The 18,764-nt window shown below is 69.1% G+C and carries 20 protein-coding genes; 14 read left to right on the top strand and 6 right to left on the bottom strand.

The genetic code is table 11. From position 1 onward, the window contains the following. The 3 genes from LQ938_RS12915 to LQ938_RS12905 all read left to right on the top strand — a co-directional run bounded on the left by LQ938_RS12915 (window position 1) and on the right by LQ938_RS12905 (window position 960). Window positions 1-294 (top strand): rhodanese-like domain-containing protein, encoded by a 294-nt coding sequence (locus LQ938_RS12915; RefSeq protein ID WP_223722661.1) that lies wholly within the window; start codon window positions 1-3, stop codon window positions 292-294. An 82-nt stretch (window positions 295-376) separates the two neighbouring features. Next, complete coding sequence (locus tag LQ938_RS12910; RefSeq protein ID WP_223722662.1) at window positions 377-664, top strand: glutaredoxin family protein; 288 nt, start codon at window positions 377-379, stop codon at window positions 662-664. After that, window positions 661-960, top strand: a complete 300-nt coding sequence (locus tag LQ938_RS12905; protein ID WP_223722663.1) for a Dabb family protein — start codon at window positions 661-663, stop codon at window positions 958-960. The genes LQ938_RS12910 and LQ938_RS12905 overlap by 4 nt, the downstream gene beginning before the upstream one ends. Here the strand turns inward: LQ938_RS12905 and LQ938_RS12900 are convergent. The 6 genes from LQ938_RS12900 to aspS all read right to left on the bottom strand — a co-directional run bounded on the left by LQ938_RS12900 (window position 909) and on the right by aspS (window position 7,935). After that, window positions 909-2,129 (bottom strand): mechanosensitive ion channel family protein, encoded by a 1,221-nt coding sequence (locus LQ938_RS12900; protein ID WP_223722664.1) that lies wholly within the window; start codon window positions 2,127-2,129, stop codon window positions 909-911. The genes LQ938_RS12905 and LQ938_RS12900 overlap by 52 nt on opposite strands. 207 nt (window positions 2,130-2,336) lie before the next feature. Further along, the gene (locus tag LQ938_RS12895) at window positions 2,337-3,443 is read right to left on the bottom strand and encodes an ABC transporter ATP-binding protein (protein WP_223722665.1); all 1,107 of its coding nucleotides are present in this window, start codon (window positions 3,441-3,443) and stop codon (window positions 2,337-2,339) included. Next, a complete protein-coding gene (locus tag LQ938_RS12890) occupies window positions 3,440-4,234 on the bottom strand; it encodes an ABC transporter permease (protein ID WP_223722666.1) in 795 nt (264 codons plus the stop codon). Before LQ938_RS12890 ends, LQ938_RS12895 begins: the two co-directional genes overlap by 4 nt. Next, the gene (locus LQ938_RS12885) at window positions 4,231-5,133 is read right to left on the bottom strand and encodes an ABC transporter permease (protein ID WP_223722667.1); all 903 of its coding nucleotides are present in this window, start codon (window positions 5,131-5,133) and stop codon (window positions 4,231-4,233) included. Before LQ938_RS12885 ends, LQ938_RS12890 begins: the two co-directional genes overlap by 4 nt. Window positions 5,134-5,174: 41 nt before the next feature. Then, entirely contained in the window at window positions 5,175-6,314 is a 1,140-nt protein-coding gene (locus tag LQ938_RS12880; RefSeq protein ID WP_223722668.1) for an ABC transporter substrate-binding protein, read from the bottom strand. Window positions 6,315-6,591: 277 nt separating this feature from the next. Then, window positions 6,592-7,935: an aspartate--tRNA(Asn) ligase gene (aspS, locus tag LQ938_RS12875; protein ID WP_223722669.1), complete on the bottom strand. Its 1,344-nt coding sequence runs from the start codon at window positions 7,933-7,935 to the stop codon at window positions 6,592-6,594. A 58-nt stretch (window positions 7,936-7,993) separates the two neighbouring features. Between aspS and LQ938_RS12870 the strand changes: the two genes are divergently transcribed. The 11 genes from LQ938_RS12870 to LQ938_RS12820 all read left to right on the top strand — a co-directional run bounded on the left by LQ938_RS12870 (window position 7,994) and on the right by LQ938_RS12820 (window position 18,744). Beyond that, the gene (locus LQ938_RS12870) at window positions 7,994-8,515 is read left to right on the top strand and encodes a DUF6264 family protein (protein ID WP_231341331.1); all 522 of its coding nucleotides are present in this window, start codon (window positions 7,994-7,996) and stop codon (window positions 8,513-8,515) included. 117 nt (window positions 8,516-8,632) lie between these two features. Beyond that, the gene (locus tag LQ938_RS12865; protein ID WP_223722671.1) at window positions 8,633-9,316 is read left to right on the top strand and encodes a DedA family protein; all 684 of its coding nucleotides are present in this window, start codon (window positions 8,633-8,635) and stop codon (window positions 9,314-9,316) included. 62 nt (window positions 9,317-9,378) lie between these two features. Then, complete coding sequence (locus tag LQ938_RS12860) at window positions 9,379-10,008, top strand: histidine phosphatase family protein (RefSeq protein ID WP_223722672.1); 630 nt, start codon at window positions 9,379-9,381, stop codon at window positions 10,006-10,008. Then, entirely contained in the window at window positions 10,005-10,619 is a 615-nt protein-coding gene (locus tag LQ938_RS12855) for a TlpA family protein disulfide reductase (RefSeq protein ID WP_223722673.1), read from the top strand. The genes LQ938_RS12860 and LQ938_RS12855 overlap by 4 nt, the downstream gene beginning before the upstream one ends. 10 nt (window positions 10,620-10,629) lie before the next feature. After that, window positions 10,630-11,370, top strand: a complete 741-nt coding sequence (locus LQ938_RS12850) for a cytochrome c biogenesis CcdA family protein (protein WP_223722674.1) — start codon at window positions 10,630-10,632, stop codon at window positions 11,368-11,370. Beyond that, complete coding sequence (gene resB / locus LQ938_RS12845; protein WP_223722675.1) at window positions 11,351-13,165, top strand: cytochrome c biogenesis protein ResB; 1,815 nt, start codon at window positions 11,351-11,353, stop codon at window positions 13,163-13,165. The genes LQ938_RS12850 and resB overlap by 20 nt, the downstream gene beginning before the upstream one ends. Before the next feature lie 4 nt (window positions 13,166-13,169). Beyond that, a complete protein-coding gene (gene ccsB / locus LQ938_RS12840) occupies window positions 13,170-14,192 on the top strand; it encodes a c-type cytochrome biogenesis protein CcsB (protein WP_223722676.1) in 1,023 nt (340 codons plus the stop codon). Window positions 14,193-14,221: 29 nt separating this feature from the next. Continuing rightward, window positions 14,222-15,439, top strand: a complete 1,218-nt coding sequence (locus LQ938_RS12835; RefSeq protein ID WP_223722677.1) for an ROK family transcriptional regulator — start codon at window positions 14,222-14,224, stop codon at window positions 15,437-15,439. Between the two features lie 119 nt (window positions 15,440-15,558). After that, entirely contained in the window at window positions 15,559-16,920 is a 1,362-nt protein-coding gene (locus LQ938_RS12830) for an extracellular solute-binding protein (protein ID WP_223722678.1), read from the top strand. Window positions 16,921-16,924: 4 nt separating this feature from the next. Next, window positions 16,925-17,854, top strand: coding sequence for a carbohydrate ABC transporter permease (locus LQ938_RS12825; RefSeq protein WP_223722679.1), 930 nt, complete (start codon window positions 16,925-16,927; stop codon window positions 17,852-17,854). After that, window positions 17,851-18,744: a carbohydrate ABC transporter permease gene (locus LQ938_RS12820; RefSeq protein ID WP_223722680.1), complete on the top strand. Its 894-nt coding sequence runs from the start codon at window positions 17,851-17,853 to the stop codon at window positions 18,742-18,744. The genes LQ938_RS12825 and LQ938_RS12820 overlap by 4 nt, the downstream gene beginning before the upstream one ends. Window positions 18,745-18,764: the final 20 nt, after the last annotated feature.

Here is an 18,764-nt window from a genome sequence, read left to right as displayed (position 1 = left end):
GTGAACTCGATCTCCGTGCAGCAGCTGCGTGACCGGCAGGATGTCCCCCTCATCGACGTCCGCGAAGTCGACGAGTACGCCGCAGGCCACGTGCCCGGCGCCGTCAACCTCCCGATGTCAACGATCAACGAGCACCTCGACGACCTGCCGGACGGGCCGTTCGATGTGATCTGCCAGGTCGGCGGGCGCTCGGCGCGGGTCGTGCAGGCCCTCGAGGCCCGCGGGTACGACGCGACGAACGTCGACGGCGGAACCGGCGAGTGGGTCGCCGCGGGATTCCCCGTCGAGAGCTGAGCGGCGCGTTCACGGCCGTGGCGTGGCGTGCCGTGGCTCGGCCGTGCCGCCGTGCCCTCGTGCCGCCGCCTAGGATGGTGACGTGACCACGATCACGCTCATCGGTAAAGACGGCTGCCACCTCTGCGACGTCGCCCGCGGGGTGCTCGAACACGTCCTCGCCGACATTCCGGAGGACGCCGCGGATCGCGTCGAGGTGATCGAGCAGTCGATCCTCGAAGAACCCGCGCTCTTCGAACGGTGGTCCGACAAGATCCCCGTGCTGCTGATCGACGGCACCCTGCACGCGCACTGGCGGGTCGCGCCCGAGCGTCTCCGCGACGCGGTGCTCACGGCCACCCGGTCTCGCACCGAAGGAGCGATCCGATGACGATCCGACACATCGTGGCGTGGAAGCTCGCATCCGATGACGCCGCCGAGCGGGCGGAGCAGTCGGGCCGCATCCGCCGCGAACTGCTGGCCCTGCGCGACGTTGTGCCCGGCATCGTCGACATCACGGTCGGCGCCGACGTCATCGGCGGCGCTAACTGGGATCTCGCCATCGTCGCGGACTTCACCGACGTCGAGGCGCTCGAGGGCTACGCCGTGCACCCCGCGCACCAGGACGTCGTCACCTACGTGCGATCGGTCGTCTCCGACCGCGTCGCCGTCGACTTCGAACTCTGAGCCCGCGCGGATGCGTCCGCATCCGCCGGCACGATGATCGGAATCGCCTGCGTGAACGTGCTCGCGCGCGCTTCCGCCTCGGCGCTCCCCGTGAACAGGCCCTCTCCAGGAGCGTGGTCGGGCTCGACGAGCGGCTCCGGCTCGGGCTGCGTCATCATCACGCGCTGCACAGGCAGCGCCGCCGGCATCGTGCTCTGCACCCACGTCACCATCGCCTCGCGGACGACGCAGCGCAGGTCGAAGAGCGTCGGGGAGTCCTGCGCCGTCACGAGGATCCGCACGCGCACGAGTCCGCCCGTGGCTTCGGTCACCTGGAGCACGCTCGCCCGGCCGTCCCAAAGGTCGGTCTGGGTCAGCACCTCGTCGAGGTGCGCCCGCATCCGGGTCGGCGAGACGCGCCAGTCGAGGTCGAGTTCCACCGAGCCGAGCAGTTCGGAGCCCTGACGGGTCCAGTTCTGGAAGGGCGTGGTGGTGAAGTAGGTGCACGGCAGCACGAGGCGGCGGTCATCCCACAGGTCGAGCACGACGTAGCTCAGGGTGATCTCGCCGACCCGGCCCCACTCGCCCTCCACGACCACGACATCATCGACGCGCAGGGCATCGCTGAACGCGATCTGGAGCCCCGCGAAGATGTTCGCCAGCACGGACTGCGCGGCGAGACCGGCGATGATCGAGACGATACCGGCGGAGGCGAGCACGCTCGCGCCGAACGCCTGGACCGCGGGGAACGTCAGCAGCGCGGCGCCGATCGCGACGACGACGATGAGCGCGATCGCGAGACGGCGCACGATGAGGGTCTGGGTGCGGATGCGGCGGGCGACACGGTTGTCGGGAACGTCGATGCGGTAGCGGCCGAGCGTCACGTCGGTCCCGAAGGTCACGAGCGCCGCGAGAAGCCAGGCGGCCGCCGCGATCACGAGGATCGTGAAGAGCTGGTCGAGAACCGGCATCCAGTCCCGGTCGGGGAACGCGAGTCCCAGCGCGACCCAGACCGCCAGGGTCAGCAGCAGACCGCGGAACGGGCGACGGGCGCGCCGGATGAGTCCCGCCGGCCACGAACGGCGGCGGGAGGCCAGCCGGGTCGCGGTCGACACGATCACGGTCACGGCGATCGCCGCGACGAGCGCGATGGCCAGGGTGAGGGCGAATTGCAGCCAGGGGTCGAGCATGAGCCTCCTCGGGTCGGACGCGTTCCACGCTCTCACACCCGACCTCCGAGCCGCCTCCGCGCGCGGTCGGGGGAGTGGGCGCAGGCGTCTGTGCGGGTGTGGGGGTCACAGGATTCGGAGATGTCACGGGATTCGGAGCGGAATACCCCCGATGCTCCGCATCCGGTCGCATCTCCGAATCCCGTGACGGGCGATCCCGGATCGGGATCAGGGAAGGGGGCGCGTGGTGACAGGGGTGGGATCGAGCGCGACGCGCACCGCATCCCCGTACTCGACGCGGTCGGATGCCGCGTGCTGCACGTTCACGAGCGCACCGTCGGCCGTGCGCACCACCGAGCGGCGGAAGCTGCCGAGGAAGGTGCTCTCCTGCACGACCGCGTCCACGCCCGGGTCGGTGGCGCTCCGCAGGCGCACGTTCTCGGGCCGCAGGAACACCTGCACATCACCGTCGTCCGCCGGGCTCTGCAGCGGCAGGTCCTGGCCCCACACCGACACGATCCCGCCGCGCACGACGCCCCGCACGAGGCTCGAAACGCCCACGAAGGCTGCCACATTGGCCGTCGCGGGGCGCAGGTACAGGTCTTCCGGGGTGCCGATCTGCTCGATGCGGCCGGCGTTCATCACCGCGATCCGGTCGGAGACGGCCAGCGCCTCCTCCTGGTCGTGCGTGACGAACACGGTCGTGATGCCCAGGCGCAGCTGGATGCGGCGGATCTCATCGCGCAGCTGCACGCGGACCTTCGCATCCAGGGCCGACAGGGGTTCGTCCAGCAGCAGCACCCGGGGTTCGGTGACGAGCGCTCGGGCGAGCGCGACGCGCTGCTGCTGCCCGCCGGAGAGCTGGTGCGGGTAGCGGTCGGCGAGGTGGCTGAGGCCGACGAGGTCGAGGGCGTCGCCGGCGCGGCGCACCGCATCCGTCCGCCCGACCCCGCGGCGGCGCAGACCGAACGCGGTGTTGTCGGCGACCTTCAGATGCGGAAAGAGCGAGTACGACTGGAACACCATGCCGATGTCGCGCTTGTTCGTGGGGACTCCCGACACGTCCTTGCCGCCGAGCAGCACGCTGCCGCCGGTCGCTCGTTCCAGGCCGGCCAGCACCCGGAGGGCGGTGGTCTTGCCGCATCCGGACGGGCCGAGCAGCGACACGAACTCACCGGGCGCCACGTCGAGGTCGACGCCGTGGAGCACCCGGGTCGTACCGTAGTCCTTCTCGACGCCGCGGAACTCGACGCGGGTGCCCTCGCCGGCTTCGGCGAGCAGCATGTTGTCGGAGGTCTGCGGCAGGTTCCGCAGGGGAGAGTCGGCGGTGGTCATGAGGAGGCCTTTCCGGATCCGACGCGTCCGGCGCGACCGATCACGAGCAGCAGCACGAACGCGAAGACGAGTGCCAGCAGGGTGAAGATCGCCGCCGAGTAGGGGTCGACCTTGTTGACGACGAGAAGCGCGGTCTGCAGTACCTGGCGGTTCAGCAGCGACGCGATCGTGAACTCTCCGAGCACGACCGCGACGGAGATGAGGGATGCCGAGAGCAGGCCCTGGCGCAGGTTCGGTGCGATGACGCGGAGCACGACGCTGATCCAGCCCGCGCCGAGGGTGCGCGCGGCCTCCGACAGGGTCTTCATGTCGATCGCGTCGATCGACGCCTGGATCGACCGGTAGGCGAAGGGCAGCACGAGCACGCCGTAGGCGAACGCGAGCGTCCATGCGCCCGTGCCGAGCGTGCGACCGATCTGCTGGTAGATCGGCGCGAGCCCGACGACGAGCACGATCGCCGGGATCGAGATGGGCAGGAGCGCGACGAACTCGAAGATGCGACGCATCCGCGGAAACCGCAGGGACACGAGGATCATCGTCGGGGTCATCAGGAACAGCACGATCAGCACCGTGACGACGGCGAGGGTCAGCGAATTGCCGAGCGCAGCCCAGACCGGCTTGAGCAGTGACGCGTTCTCGGCAGAGAAGAGACCCGTCCAGTTCGCGAACGAGTAGCCGTCGCCGTCGCGGAGGGTGAACAGGAACGTCGCGAGCAGCGGCAGGGCGAAGAAGACCCCGACCAGGATGCCGATGATCCACCGGGTGAGAGCGCGCGGGGCGATGGTGTTCATGACTGCCACCTCGCGGCTCGGCGCTGCACGAGCGAGTACAGCCACATGACGACGGCGACCACGACGATCATGCCGAGGGCGAGTGCGCCGGCGAGGTTCTCGCGGCCGAGGACGGTTTCGCTCGTGAGGGCGGTGCGGATCTGCAGGGGCACGATCTGCGAACCCTGGCTGGCCAACGCCGCGGCGGTCGCGTAGGACGAGAAGGCGTTCGCGAACAGCAGCAGCAGGCTCGCGAGGAACGAGGGGGCGAGCACCGGCATGCCGACGTGGCGCCAGAAGCCGCCGCGGGTGCCGCCGAGCGTGAGATTCGCCTCGGCCCACTGGGGCTTGAGCGCCGTCATGGCGGGCATGAAGGTGATGACCATGAGCGGGATCTGAAAGTAGATGTAGGGCAGGATCAGGCCCGGCAGCGCGTAGATCCAGGCGCCATCCGCGAACAGATCGATCCCGAAGGTGTTCAGGAGCGCCTGCGTCACGATTCCCTGGATGCCGATCGTCGCGATCCAGGCGAATGCGAGCATCACGCCGCCGAACTGCGCCAGCACGCCCGCGGCGGCATCGACGAGGGTGCGGATGGCGCCGGTCTCGGGGAGTCCCAGCAGGGCCCAGCAGACCAGGGCGCCGACGACCGCGCCGACGGCCGCGGTGAGCAGCGACAACCACGTGGAGTTGGCGAAGGTCGTGAGGATCACGGGATCGCCGAGGGCCGCGATGTTGTCGAGCGTGAAGGTACCGTCGGCATCGAACAGTCCCGATGCCACGGCCAGGACGGTCGGCAGCAGCAAGAACAGCAGCAGGTAGGCCGCGAACGGTACGAGTCCGAGGGCGGCCAGCCAGCTCCGGCCGCGCGCGCCCCGCCGCGCCGGAGCAGAGTGCTCCGGCGCGGCGGGGGCGTTCACGTGGGCCCCTTCGGGCCCGGTGAGAACAGCAGGAGAGAAGGTCACGAGACCGCCGCGGCCCACTTCTCGCCGAGGAGCGTGCCGGCCTGGGTGCTCTGCTCCTCGGTCGGCACGACGGTGTCGTCGGGCGCGGCCGGCAGCTTGCTGGCGAGGTCCTCGTCGAGAGTGCCCGCGGTCTGCATGGCCTCCATGCGCGCGGGGCGCGCGCCACCGGCGAGCCACAGGTTCTGCGCCTCGTCGCTGTAGAGGAACTCCTGCCACAGGCGAGCGGCCGCCGGGTGCGGGGCGTTCTTGTTGATGGCCTGGTTGTAGTAGCCGGCGTAGCCCGTACCCGGGAAGACGACGACCTTCCAGTTCGGGTTCGACTCGGCGTGAGCCGCGTTCAGGTAGTCCCAGTCGAAGACGACGGGGGTCTCGCCGCTCGCGACGGTGCCCGAGGTGACGTCGACCTTCAGCATGTTGCCGGCCTTGTTGAGCTCGGAGAAGAAGTCGATGCCGGGCTGGAAGTCGTCGAGCGTGCCGTCGCTCTGGACGGTGGCGAGGCCCACTGCGGCGAACGCCGCGCCGGCCTGGGTCGGGTCGCCGTTGATGGCGACCGAACCGCGGTACGCGTCGCCGAGCAGGTCGGCGAGCGAAGTGGGCGCGTCGAACTTCGACGAGTCGTACCCGACCGACATGTACCCGCCGTAGTCGCCCACGAACAAGCCGGTGGGCTCCTTCAGCGCCTCGGGGATGTCGTCCCAGTTCTCGACCTTGTAGGGCGCGAACATGTCGGTGCTCTGCAGAGCGACCGTCAGGCCGAGGTCGAACACGTCGGGGGCGGTGTCGAGGCCGTCATTCGTCTTGGCGGCGTCGATCTCTTCGGCCGAGGACGCGTCGGGGGTCTGCTCCTCGATGCTGATCTCGGGGTACTTGGCGGCGAAGGCGTCGAGCACGGCGCCGTAGTTGGCCCAGTCGCGCGGGAGGGCGATGACGTTCAGCGCGCCTTCGGCCTTGGCTGCGGCCTCGAGGTCGGCGAACGTGCCGAAGTCGGCGACGCTGGTGGCGGACGCTGCTGCGGTGCTGTCGTCGCTGGAGGCGGCGTCGGACGAACCGGCGCAACCGGCCAGGGCGACGGTCGCGGCGGCGACGAAGGCGATGCCGGCAGCGGTGCGGCTGCGACGGCGGGAAACGATGGACATGTGCGTTCCTCTCGGGTGAGTCGATGCATCCGGACGTACGGGTGCGTCGGTTGCATCGGGACGAGGGGGACGCTAATTCGGTCGGGTGAACCGCGCGGCGGCGACGGGTGAACGCCCACTGAACAGTTCACTTGCCTCATATGCACGCTTCGAGGCGGCGAAAGCGTGTAGATGAGGCAAGTGAACCGGGAAGGGAGGGGGCGGGAACGACGACGGCCGCCGCCCGGGCGGGGCGACGGCCGTCGAGGAGCGCGGGCGGGGCCCGGCGCAGGGCGGGTTAGGGCGCGAGGCGCGTGGGACCGCGGAAGAGGTAGGTGACCTCGCGGATCGAGGACTCGCCGAGCAGCAGCATCAGCACCCGGGCGAGGCCCATGCCGAATCCGCCGTGCGGCGGGGCGCCGAAGCGGAAGAAGTCGAGGTAGAAGTCGAGGTGCTCGGGGTCGAGACCCTTCTCCTTCGCCTGCTCGATCAGCACATCGACGCGGTGCTCGCGCTGCGCACCGGTCGTGATCTCGACGCCGTTGAAGAGCAGGTCGTAGCTCTTCGTGAGCCCGGTCTGCTCGTCGCGCATGTGGTAGAAAGCGCGGATCGCCGGGTGGTAGTCGGTGATGAAGACGAACTGGTGTCCGAACTTCTCGGCGACGTAGGCCGCGATCTGGCGCTCGCCCTCGGGGTCGAGGTCGCCGTCGGTGCGGGGCACCTCGTAGCCGCGTTCCTTGACGATCTCGAGTGCCTCGGCGAGCGGGATGCGGGGGAACGGGATCGCCGGAACCTGCACCTCGAGGCCGAACAGTTCCTCGATCTCGGCGCCGTGCTTGTCTTTGACCGCCTGGATGGAGAACTGCAGCAGTTCCTCCTGCATCCGGGCGACGTCTTCGTGCGAGTCGATCCAGCTGATCTCTGCGTCAATCGAGGTGAACTCGGTCGCGTGCCGGCTCGTGAAGGAGGGGTCGGCACGGAAGGCGGGCGCGATCTCGAAGATCTTGCCGAAGCCGGCGACCTGCGCCATCTGCTTGAAGAACTGCGGGCTCTGGGCGAGGTAGGCCGTCTTGTCTTCGAAGTAGGGCACCTCGAACAGTTCGGCGTTCGACTCCGAAGGAGACGCCATGAGCTTGGGCGAGTGCACCTCGATGTAGTCGCGCTCGACCCAGTACGTGCGCATGGCGTGCTCCAGCGTCGTCTGCACCCGGAAGATGAGGTTGTTGCGGCGCTGGCGAAGGTCGAGGAAACGCCAGTCCATGCGCTTGTCGACGCTGGAGTCGGCGGCGATCGGCGTCTCGGGGTTCGCCGCGGCCGCGATATCGAGGCCCGCGATCTTGATCTCCACCCCGCCGAGCTTGACGCGCTCGTCGTGCTTGAGTTCTCCGGTGACGGTGAGGAAGGTGCCGGAGGCGAGGCCGGAGATCGTCTCGGTGAGGGCGAGCGCGGCCCCGGCGGCCGAGTCGGCGTCTTCGGCGAGCTCGCGCGTCGCCGGGTTCACCAACTGCACGGCGCCGGTCTCATCGCGGAGGATGACGAACTGCACCTTCTTCTGGTCCCGCACGGTCTCCACCCATCCCGACACCGTGACGGGGCCGGCCGGAAGAGTCTTCAACTGCTGGACGAGGACGCGTTCGCTCATGAGGAGCAAGTCTACGTGCGGCGCGTCGCGCGCTCCCGCCGCGCCGTACGATGGCGGCGTGAGCGGAACGCGGCCGGACGACGATCCCGGCGTCTACCGGATGCCGACGGAGGCATTCCGCGTCGGCGCGCACGCGCAGCCGCAGGACCCCGTCGCGACGCCCGAGCCGGTGCCGACCGCCGCACCGCCGCCTGCCGCGCCGCCTACCGCGACGGATGCGGCGACGCGGACCGCATCCGCCCGCTCGCCGCGCCGACGACGGGGCTGGGACATCGCGCTGACGATCGTGCTCGTCGTGCTGCTGGCGGTCGCCGCGGTGATCGCCTCGAGTCTCGGGCTCGTCATGGCGGCGTCCGCGGATGCCTGCGGGAGTGGCGGACGGGTCTGCCGCGACGACCTCCTCTCCATCGGGGTGTGGATGCTGTTCACGACCCCGTTGCTGGTGCTCGCGGTCACGGCCTTCTTCGCGATCGTGCTGCTCGTGGTGCGCCGCCGCGCGTTCTGGGTGCCGATCGCGGGGACGATTCTGCTCGCCGCCCTCTGGTCGCTCGGCGTCTTCCTCGTATGGGCGGCCACCTGACGGGTGCGGCGTCGACCTGATTCGCCCTCACAGCAGGGGTTCATACTCATCCCATAGGGTCTGCTGCAGTGCCCGCTGCCCAGCGCGCCGATCACCGAGACCCCCACGAGGACCCCGATGACCGCCACCGCCCTGGTCGCTGCCCGCACGGACGGGGGGTCGTGGCTGACCTCGCTCGTCGACATGATCGTCTCGCTCATGGAGACCATCGGCCCGGTCGGTGCCGGGATCGCGATCGCGCTGGAGAACCTGTTCCCGCCGCTGCCGAGCGAGGCCATCCTGCCGCTCGCCGGCCTCACCGCCAGTCGCGGGTCCTTCACGATCGCCGAAGCCCTGATCTGGACGACGCTCGGATCGATCGTCGGGGCGTTCGCCCTCTACGGCATCGGCGCGTGGCTCGGTGTCGGGCGGCTGCGCCGCGTCGCCGCGAAGGTGCCGTTGCTGCATCCGGAAGACATCGACCGCACGATCGCCTGGTTCGAGAAGCACGGCGGCAAGGCGGTGTTCTTCGGCCGGATGGTGCCCATCTTCCGGAGCCTCATCTCGATCCCCGCCGGCGTCACGCGGATGCCGCTGTGGAAGTTCGGGCTGCTGACCGGGGCCGGGAGCCTCATCTGGAACACGATCTTCGTGCTCGCGGGGTTCTTCCTCGGCGAGCAGTGGCACATCGTCGAGCAGTACGCCGAGATCTTCCAGTACATCGTGATCGCGGTCGTCTTCGCGGCGGTGGCATGGTTCGTCTACACCCGCACGCGCACCCTGATGCGCAGCCGGCGCGACTCCGATCCCGCATCCGACTGATCACTGCCGTCCACAGCCTCCGTTCAGGGAACGCAAAGAGCACCCGGACGTAGAATCGACGGGTGCCCGCCGACCGCCTCCACCTCGTGCGCCACGGAGAGGTCCACAACCCCTCCCGTGTGCTCTACGGTCGGCTCCCGAACTTCCGGTTGAGCGTCGACGGACGGGCGATGACGCGGCAGGCCGCCGAGTACGTGCACGATCTCGGCCGACCGGTCAGCGCGCTTCTCTCCTCGCCGCTGCAGCGCGCGCGTGAATCCGCCGAGCCGTTCACCGAGGTGTTCGGCATCGAGCCCGTCATCACGGAAGACGTGATCGAACCGACGAACGTCTTCGAGGGACGCCGGATGAAGCGCGCCCTGATGAACCCGCTCAACTGGCGGCACCTGGCCAAGCCCGAGGTGCCCAGCTGGGGCGAGCCGTATGCGCAGGTCGTGGATCGGATGCGGCGCGCCATGGACAGAGCGTGGGATGCGGTGCCGAGCGGCGACGTCGTCATCGTCAGTCATCAGCTGCCGATCTGGGTCACGCACCTATCGGTCGCGGGCGACCGGTTGCGACACGACCCGCGCCAGCGCCGCTGCGCACTGTCGAGTGTGACGAGCTTCGAAGGCGGACCCGGATCGTGGCGCGAAGTCGCGTACGCGGAGCCGGCCGCATCCGCCGGCAGTATCGACGTGGGAGCAGTATGACCGTCCGAGAACGGCGCCTCGCGCGCCGCGCCACCGCCGCGTTCGCCGCGGTACTCATGCTGGGACTCGCGGGGTGTTCCAGCGACGGCCTCGCCGAGCAGTACCGCGAGGGGTCCAACAAGGGCTTCATCGGGGCGGACGGCCTGCAGGTCGTGGAGATCTCCGCCGACGACCGCACCGAGCCGGTGGAGTTCTCCGGCGTCACCGATCGGGGCGACACCCTGACGAGCGCCGACGTCGCCGGCCAGGTCGTCGTCGTGAACTTCTGGTACGCCGCGTGCGGGCCGTGCATCGTGGAGGCCCCTCGCCTCGAGGAGGCCTACCAGTCCGTGCAGGGCGAAGACGTGACGTTCGTCGGCGTCAACACGTATGACCAGGCCTCGACCGCGCAGTCGTTCGCCCGCGACAACGGCGTGAGCTACCCGAGCATGCTGGCCGTCGACGACACGCAGCTGAAGCTCGCCTTCGCGACCGCGACCACCCTCAGCGCGACCCCGACGACGCTCGTCCTCGACAAGGAGGGTCGCGTCGCGGCCCGCATCGTCGGGGAACTCTCCGAGCCCTCGATCCTCGAGACGCTCGTTCGCGACGCGCTCGCCGAGTCCTCGTGATCGGCCCCTCGTGACCGGAATCGTCGCGGAGGGGGCGCTGTGGGTCGCGATCCCCCTCGCCCTCCTCGCGGGACTCGTCTCCTTCCTCTCCCCGTGCGTCCTGCCGCTCGTTCCCGGCTACCTCGGCTACCTCGGCGGGCAGGCCGAGACGAGCGGCCGCGGCCGCGGCTCCGGTCGCGGACGACTGATGCTCGGCGTGCTGCTGTTCATCGCGGGCTTCACGGTCGTCTTCATGGCGGTGACGATCCTCGGCGGCACCTTCGGTCGTTTCTTCCTCGAGTACGCCGACGTGATCACGCGGCTGCTCGGTGTCGTCGTGATCCTGCTCGGCCTCGTCTTCGTCGGCCTCTTCGGTTTCGCGCAGCGGACGCTGAAGCCCGCCGTCCGCAGCAACGTCGGCCTCGTCGGCGCGCCGCTGCTCGGCCTCGCCCTGGGCATCGGCTGGGCTCCGTGCATCGGCCCGACTCTCGGCGCGATCATCGCCGTCTCCTGGAACCTCGGCGATCCCGGTCGCGCCGGCATCCTGGGCTTCGCCTACTCGATGGGCCTCGGCATCCCGTTCGTCCTGCTCGCCGCCGGATTCGGCTGGGCGACGCGCTCCACGACGTTCCTCCGTCGCCACATCCGCGTGGTCAACATCCTCGGCGGCGTGCTGCTCGTCATCCTCGGCATCCTCATGGTCAGCGGTGTCTGGTCGACCCTCATGTCCTACCTGCAGGGGGTGTTCCTGAATGTCCCGGCCCCGCTCTGACGACCAGAACAACGATCCGCTCCGCCCGTCCGACCACGTCGACGGGCTTCCGGCGGCATCCGGTCGCGCTTCCGCGTCGGGCGTCGACGACGACAGCATCACCGCCCCCCGCCTCGGTCCTCTCGAGTGGGCGCGCTGGGGCTGGCGGCAGCTCACGAGCATGCGGACGGCCCTCGTGCTGCTGCTGCTGCTGGCGATCGCCGCCGTCCCCGGCTCGATCTTCCCGCAGCGTTCGGCCGACCCGAACGGCGTCACGCAGTTCCGCACCGACAACCCCGACCTGTTCCCGATCCTCGACGGCATCCAGCTGTTCGACGTGTACTCCTCGGTCTGGTTCTCGGCGATCTACCTGCTGCTGTTCATCTCGCTGATCGGCTGCGTGATCCCGCGTACCCAGCACCACTGGAAGGCCCTGCGCGCCCGCCCGCCCCGCACTCCCGCGCGCCTCTCCCGTCTCGATGACCACCGCGAGAGCGTGCTGCGCCTGCCGGCGGGGGCGGATGCGGACGCCGCTGCCGCGGAGGCGATCTCGCTCGCCCGCGCCCAGCTGCGCGGCGCGCGCTACCGTACCGAGCGATACGACGGCCGCGGGTCGCTGTCGGTCTCCGCGGAACGCGGGTACATGCGCGAGACCGGCAACCTGCTGTTCCACATGGCGCTCGTCGGCGTGCTCATCGCGGTCGGCGTGGGCGGAGCGCTCACGTACACGGGCCAGCGGGCCATCGTGCAGGGGCAGGGCTTCGTGAACGCTCTCACCGACTACTCGTCGTTCAACCCGGGCCGCTTCGTGAACGCCGACAACCTGTCGCCGTACACGATCGCCCTCGACGACTTCGACATCACGTACCAGCCGGCCGGTTCGCCCGGCGCGGGTCAGGCAGGCAACTTCGTCGCGCACGTCACGACCCAGCAGCCCGACGAGGAGGCGAAGACCGGCGAGGTGCGGGTGAATCATCCGCTCGAGATCGCCGGCGACCGGGTGTATCTGATGGGCAACGGTTACGCGCCGTCGATCACCGTGCGAAACGCCGCGGGCGAAGAGATCTTCCACGACGACGTGCCGTTCCTGCCGCAGAGCAACCAGATGACCTCGCTCGGTGTCGTGAAGATCGCCGACGGCCTGCCCGAGCAGCTGGGCCTCGTGGGCTTCTTCTACCCGACGGCGCAGGAGCTCACGACCGGCGCGCTCACCTCGGTCTACCCCGACCTCGTGTTCCCGGTGCTGACCCTCGACGCCTACTCGGGCGACCTCGGCATCGACGACGGCACACCCCGATCGGTGTACACGCTCGACACGGGCGACATGACGAAGCTCACCGGGCGGGGCACAGACGTCCCCTCGATCCAGTTGCTGCCCGGCCAGAGCGCGCAGCTCCCGAACGGTCTCGGCACGATCACGTTCGAGAACGCCGCCGACCCGACCACGGTCGAAGCGACCGACGGCACGCTCGACTCGCTCGCTCCCGACGGCAGCTACCAGGGGTCGGTCAAGCGCTTCGTCTCGCTCTCGATCCACCACGACGTCGGAGCGCCCTGGGTGCTCGCCTTCGCGCTGCTCGCTCTCGGCGGGCTCATGCTCGCGCTGTTCGTTCCGCGCCGCCGGATGTGGGTGCGCGCGAGTGTGCGCGACGGCGCCGTGCACCTCGAGTACGCGGGACTCGCCCGCGGCGAGGACCCGCAGCTCGCCGCTGCGGTCGCACAGTTCGCCGAGCGGCACACGGCGGCATCCGCCGCGGCCCTCCATGCCGATCTCGATGATGCCGAGCCGTCCGGCTCCCGCCCGAAAGTAGACTGACGCCATGACCGACCAGCTCTCGCTCGACGACGTCTCGGTGCTCCTGATCTGGACGGCGATCGCGATCTACGCGCTGGCGTTCATCGCCTACGCGATCGATCTGTCCCGCCGTTCCGCGCAGGCGGTCGACGCCCAGGACGCCACCGTGCGCGAGCGTGAGCTCGTGGGTGCCGGCGGCGAGACGATCGCCCAGGTGCGCGCGAGCGAAGAAGCCGCAGCGGTGTCGCTGAGCGCTCGCGGTCGCGATCGTTCCCGGCCGGTATGGGCCCGCATCGGCACGGCCATGGCCTGGCTCGGATTCCTCTTCCACCTCGGGGCGACCATCACCCGCGGCATCGAGGCCGAGCGCGTGCCGTGGTCGAACATGTACGAGTTCTCGATGACGGGAACCCTGCTGATCGTCGCGGTCTACCTCGGCGTGCTGTTCCGCTACGACCTGCGATTCCTCGGGTCGTTCATCATGGGTCTGGTCGCCGTGCTGATGGGTGGGGCGACGCTCTTCCACGTCGACGTCTCGCCGCTGTCAGACCCGCTGAAAAGCGTCTGGCTCGTCATCCACGTGTTCGTCGCGTCGCTCGCGACGGCGCTGTTCGCCCTCGCGTTCGCGCTCTCGGTCGTGCAGCTGCTGCAGGCCCGCCGCGAGCGCAAAGCGCTCGAAGCCGCCGTCGGCACCGTGGGCAAGACCGGACCGGGCTTCCTCCGCATCCTGCCGAGCGCCACCGACCTCGAGTCGCTGGCCTACCGGTTCGCGATCATCGGGTTCATCTTCTGGACCTTCACGCTCATCGCCGGCTCGATCTGGGCCAACGACGCGTGGGGTCGGTACTGGGGCTTCGACACCAAGGAGGTATGGACCTTCGTGATCTGGGTGCTCTACGCCGGATACATCCACGCCCGCGCCACGCGCGGGTGGCGTGGCACCCGGTCGGCGTGGTTGTCGATCATCGGGTTCGCCGCGGTGATGTTCAACTTCACGATCGTGAACATGTTCTTCAAGGGCCTGCACGTCTACTCCGGCCTGAGCTGAGTCCGCGCGAGCCGCGAGGGGGAGTGGCCATGCGCAGGGGATCCAACCTGCCGGCGGTCGGGACGTACAACCAGACCGTCGTCCTGGACCTCATCCGGCGTGCCCCGGGGGGGATGAGCCGCGTCGAGCTCGCCGAGCGCTCCGGACTATCGGCGCAGACCCTCAGCAACGTCACGCGGCGCCTCGTGGAGGAGGGGCTGATCGCCGAGGCCGGCAAGGTGATCTCCGGTCCGGGTAAGCCCCGCACCCTGCTGGCGCTCGTTCCGCGCTCGCGCTTCGCGATCGGCATCCACCTCGACCCGGCGGTCGACACGATCGTCGTGATCGACATGGCCGGCACGGTCGTCGCGCACGCCGAGCACCCGCCCGGGCGGTCGACGGATGCGGGCCGCCTCATCGGATCGATGGCCGACGCCGTGCTCGACATCATCACGCGCGCGGGCATCGACGAGGACCGCATCGTCGGCGTCGGGGTGGCCGCTCCCGGTCCGCTCCAGGACGGACGCTTCCTCACCCCGCCGCTCCTGCCGGCGTGGCACGGGGTCAGCATCCGCGATGGGCTGGCCGCCGCGACCGGGTTGCCGATCGTCGTCGAGAAGGACGTCACGGCGGCCGTCGTCGGCGAACTGTGGCTGGACCGCGGATACGACGTCGGTGACGCGATGTTCCTCTACTACGGCGCCGGGATCGGTGCGGGGCTCGCCGTCGGCGGCATGCCGGTACGCGGCGCCACGGGCAACGCCGGCGACATCGCCCACCTGAGCGTCGATCCGTCCGGACCCATCTGCGAGTGCGGCAACGCGGGCTGCCTCGGAGCATCGCTCGAACCCGACACGATCCTGCGGCTCGCCGGCATCCGGAGCGGTCAGGCGCCCGTCGAGCAGCTTCCGGCCGATCCGCGCCCCGAGCTCGATCGGCTCCGCGCGCTGGCCGAGGAGGGCGACCCGGCCGCGATGGCCGCGATTGCCCTGACCGCGCGGCGGCTCGCGCGCGGCCTCGTGCAGCTCGACAACGTGCTCGACATGGGCGTCGCGGTCGTGGGCGGTCCGGTCTGGGCGCGCCTGTGGCCCGTGCTCCGGGAGCCCCTGCGGCAGAGCCTGGCGGCGGATCCCGCCATCCGCACACTCCGTCCGTTGCACCTGCGCGACTCCCGACTGGGTACGGATGCGGCCGCCGTCGGCGCGGCCTGCCTGCTGCTGGACGGCGCCTTCGCGGCGCGCCCGTCTGACCTGCTCATCACCGGCTGACCCCCGGTCCGCGGGGTGACCGGATCGTGATGAAACTCGGACTTGATTCTATTAATCCATTTGATAGATTTATCCCCGCACGGCGCTCTGAGGCGCCAAACCCTAGCAAAGGAGCAGGAATGCGTCACAGGACTCTCGCCGCCGTCGCCGCCATAGCGGTGTCTGGTCTGGCCCTCGCCGGCTGCAGCTCAGCCGAATCCGCGCCCGCCGACGAGACCGGCGATCGCACCATCACGGTCGCCTATCAGAAGACCTCGGCGTTCCATCAGCTCGACGACCTGTTCCAGAAGGTCAAGCCCGAGTTCGAGGCCGCGAACCCCGACGTCACCGTCGACCTCCAGCCGATCGAGTCGGAGGACGAGTACTTCACGAAGCTCGCCCTGATGAACGGTTCGGCCGATACCGCGCCCGACGTCATCTACGAGGACACCTTCCAGATCCGCTCGGATGCGGCCGCCGGATACCTGCTCCCGATCGACGACTACGTCGCGCAGTGGGAGGACTGGGGCCAGTTCTACGACGCCGCCAAGGAGGCCGGTCTCGGCGACGACGGCAAGACCTACGGCGTCTCGATGGGCACCGACACCCGCGCGATCTACTACAACAAGGACCTCTTCGCCGCGGCGGGCCTGCCCACCGACTGGCAGCCCACCAGCTGGGACGACATCCTCGACGCGGCCCGTGCGCTGAAGGCCAGCAACCCCGACGTCATCCCGCTGAACATCTACGGCAGCAAGGCGGCCGTCGAGCAGACGTCGATGCAAGGCGTCGAGATGCTGCTCTACGGCACGGACTCCACGCTCTACAACACGGACTCGCAGAAGTGGGTCACCGATTCGACGGGGATGAAGGACACGTTCGGCTTCTACCAGGACCTCTACTCGGAGGGCCTCGGAACGCCGCTCGACCTGGCGCTGGACACCACGATCGGCAGCCGCGTCTCGACCGAGCTGATCCCGCAGGGCAAGGTCGCGATGGCGATCGACGGCTCGTGGCTGCCCGGTGGCTGGATCGAAGGCCAGAGCGCATGGCCCGAGTGGGAGCAGACGATCGGTCTCGCGAAGATGCCGACGCAGGATGGCGGCGACCCCGGCTTCACCTCGATGTCGGGCGGCTGGACCCTCGCGGTCGGCGCGCAGACCGACTACCCGAAGACCTCGTTCGACTTCATCGCTATGGCGCTGAACCAGGAGAACTCGCTGAAGTACGACACCGAGAACAGCCAGATCGCGGTGCGCGACGACGTCGCGACGTCCGACGCCTACCTGTCGTACAACCCGACGTTCGCGTTCTTCTCCGACCTCGTGCAGTACACGCACTTCCGCCCGGCGACCCCGGACTACTCGCAGATCTCGAGTGCGCTGCAGCAGGCGGTCGAATCCGTGATCACGGGGGATGCGACGGCCGAAGAAGCGACTTCCGCCTACGACGAGGACCTCACGAAGATCGTGAGCGAGTCGAACGTGGAGCAAGGCGACTGAGTTCATGACGACAACGTCCTCTCGCCTGCCCTCCGCTCCTCACGGAGCGGGGGGCAGGCGGCGCACCTTTCGCGCCATCTCCCGTTCGACGCCGCTCGTGCCGGCGCTCATCCTGCTGGCGATCTTCCTCGTCGGCCCGATGGGCTTCGCGCTCTGGGGCTCGCTGACGAACGCCGCTCTCACCGGTTACCGCGCGGCGAAGCCGCAGTTCATCGGCCTCGACAATTACGCCGCGCTGTTCGCCGACGCGGACTTCTGGAACTCGGTCGTCCTGACTCTCGTGTTCGTGCTGTTCTCGGCGATCATCGGGCAGAACGTTCTGGGGCTCGCGATCGCGGTCCTGCTGCGCGCCTCATCCCGGATCGTGTCGACCATCGTCAGCACGCTCGTCGTCGTCGCCTGGGTGCTGCCGGAGATCGTCGCGGCCTTCGCCCTCTACGCGTTCTTCTCCGCCGACGGCACGCTCAATTCGGTGCTCGACGGTCTGGGGCTCGGAAGCGTCAGCTGGCTCATCGACTACCCGATGCTCTCGGTCATCCTCGCCAACATCTGGCGCGGAACGGCCTTCTCGATGCTCGTCTACAACGCGGCGCTCGGCGAGGTACCGCCGGAGATCACGGAGGCGGCCCAGATCGATGGCACCAACACCGTGCAGCGCTTCTTCCTCGTGACGCTGCCGATGATCCGCCGCTCGATCGCCACCAACCTCATGCTCACCACGCTGCAGACCCTCGGCACCTTCGGTCTCATCTGGGTGATGACCGGCGGCGGCCCGGGCACGCGCAGTTCCACGTTGCCGGTGCTTGCCTATCAAGAGGCGTTCCGGTTCGCCCAGGTCGGCTACGGCACGGCCATCGCCGCCGTCACCATCGTGCTCGGCGCGGTCTTCGCGGCCATCTACATCAAGATCCTGAAGCCGGAGGTGGAGTCATGACATCCACGACCACGCGAGCAATCGTCTCGCCGCGACGGCGCACCCGTGTGCCCCTCTCCGTCGCCTCACCGGCTCCGCGGCGCGGAAAGCTCATCGCCAACCTGGTCCTCGCGGCGCTCGGCATCGTGTTCGTCGTGCCGATCGCGTGGATCGTCTTCTCGGCGATCGATCCCGCGGCGACCGTGTCGATCTCCCTCCCGGAGGCGTTCACGCTCGACAACTTCAGCGCGGTCCTGACCTACTCCCAGACGATTCTGCCGCTGTGGAACTCGGCGCTGATCTCGTTCGGGACGGCCGCGCTCACGGTCGTCGTCGGCGTGCTCGCGGCGTATCCGCTCTCGCGGTTCCGGCAGCGGTTCCAGCGCGGCTTCCTCTACGGCGTGCTGTTCGGCTCCTGCCTGCCGATCACCGCGCTCATGGTGCCGGTCTACGCGATGTTCGTGCAGCTGAAGCTCCTCGACTCCCTCGTCGGCGTCATCCTCTTCATGTCGGCGACGTCGCTGCCGATGGCGATCTGGATGCTGAAGAACTTCATGGACTCGGTGCCGATCTCGCTCGAAGAGGCCGCGTGGGTCGATGGCGCATCCGCGATGCGCGCGCTCGGACAGATCGTGCTGCCCCTCATGCGTCCCGGGATCGGTGTCGTCTTCATCTTCGTGTTCACGCAGGCGTGGGGGAACTTCTTCGTTCCGTTCGTGCTCCTGTTCAGCGCGGAGAAGATGCCGGCGGCCGTCGCGATCTTCACCTTCTTCGGCAACCACGGAGCGGTCGCCTACGGCCAGCTCGCGGCCTTCGCGATGCTCTATTCCGTGCCGATTCTCGTCCTCTATCTCGTGATGCAGCGCATCACCGGCAGCTCGTTCGCCCTCGCCGGCGGACTCAAGGGCTGACCCCGAACGTCAGGAACCAT

The sequence above is a fragment of the Microbacterium sp. cx-55 genome (assembly GCF_021117345.1).
In the GTDB taxonomy this organism is placed as follows: domain Bacteria; phylum Actinomycetota; class Actinomycetes; order Actinomycetales; family Microbacteriaceae; genus Microbacterium.
The sequence above is the reverse complement of the archived record's forward strand: the minus strand, read 5'-3'. Positions and strand labels throughout refer to the sequence as shown.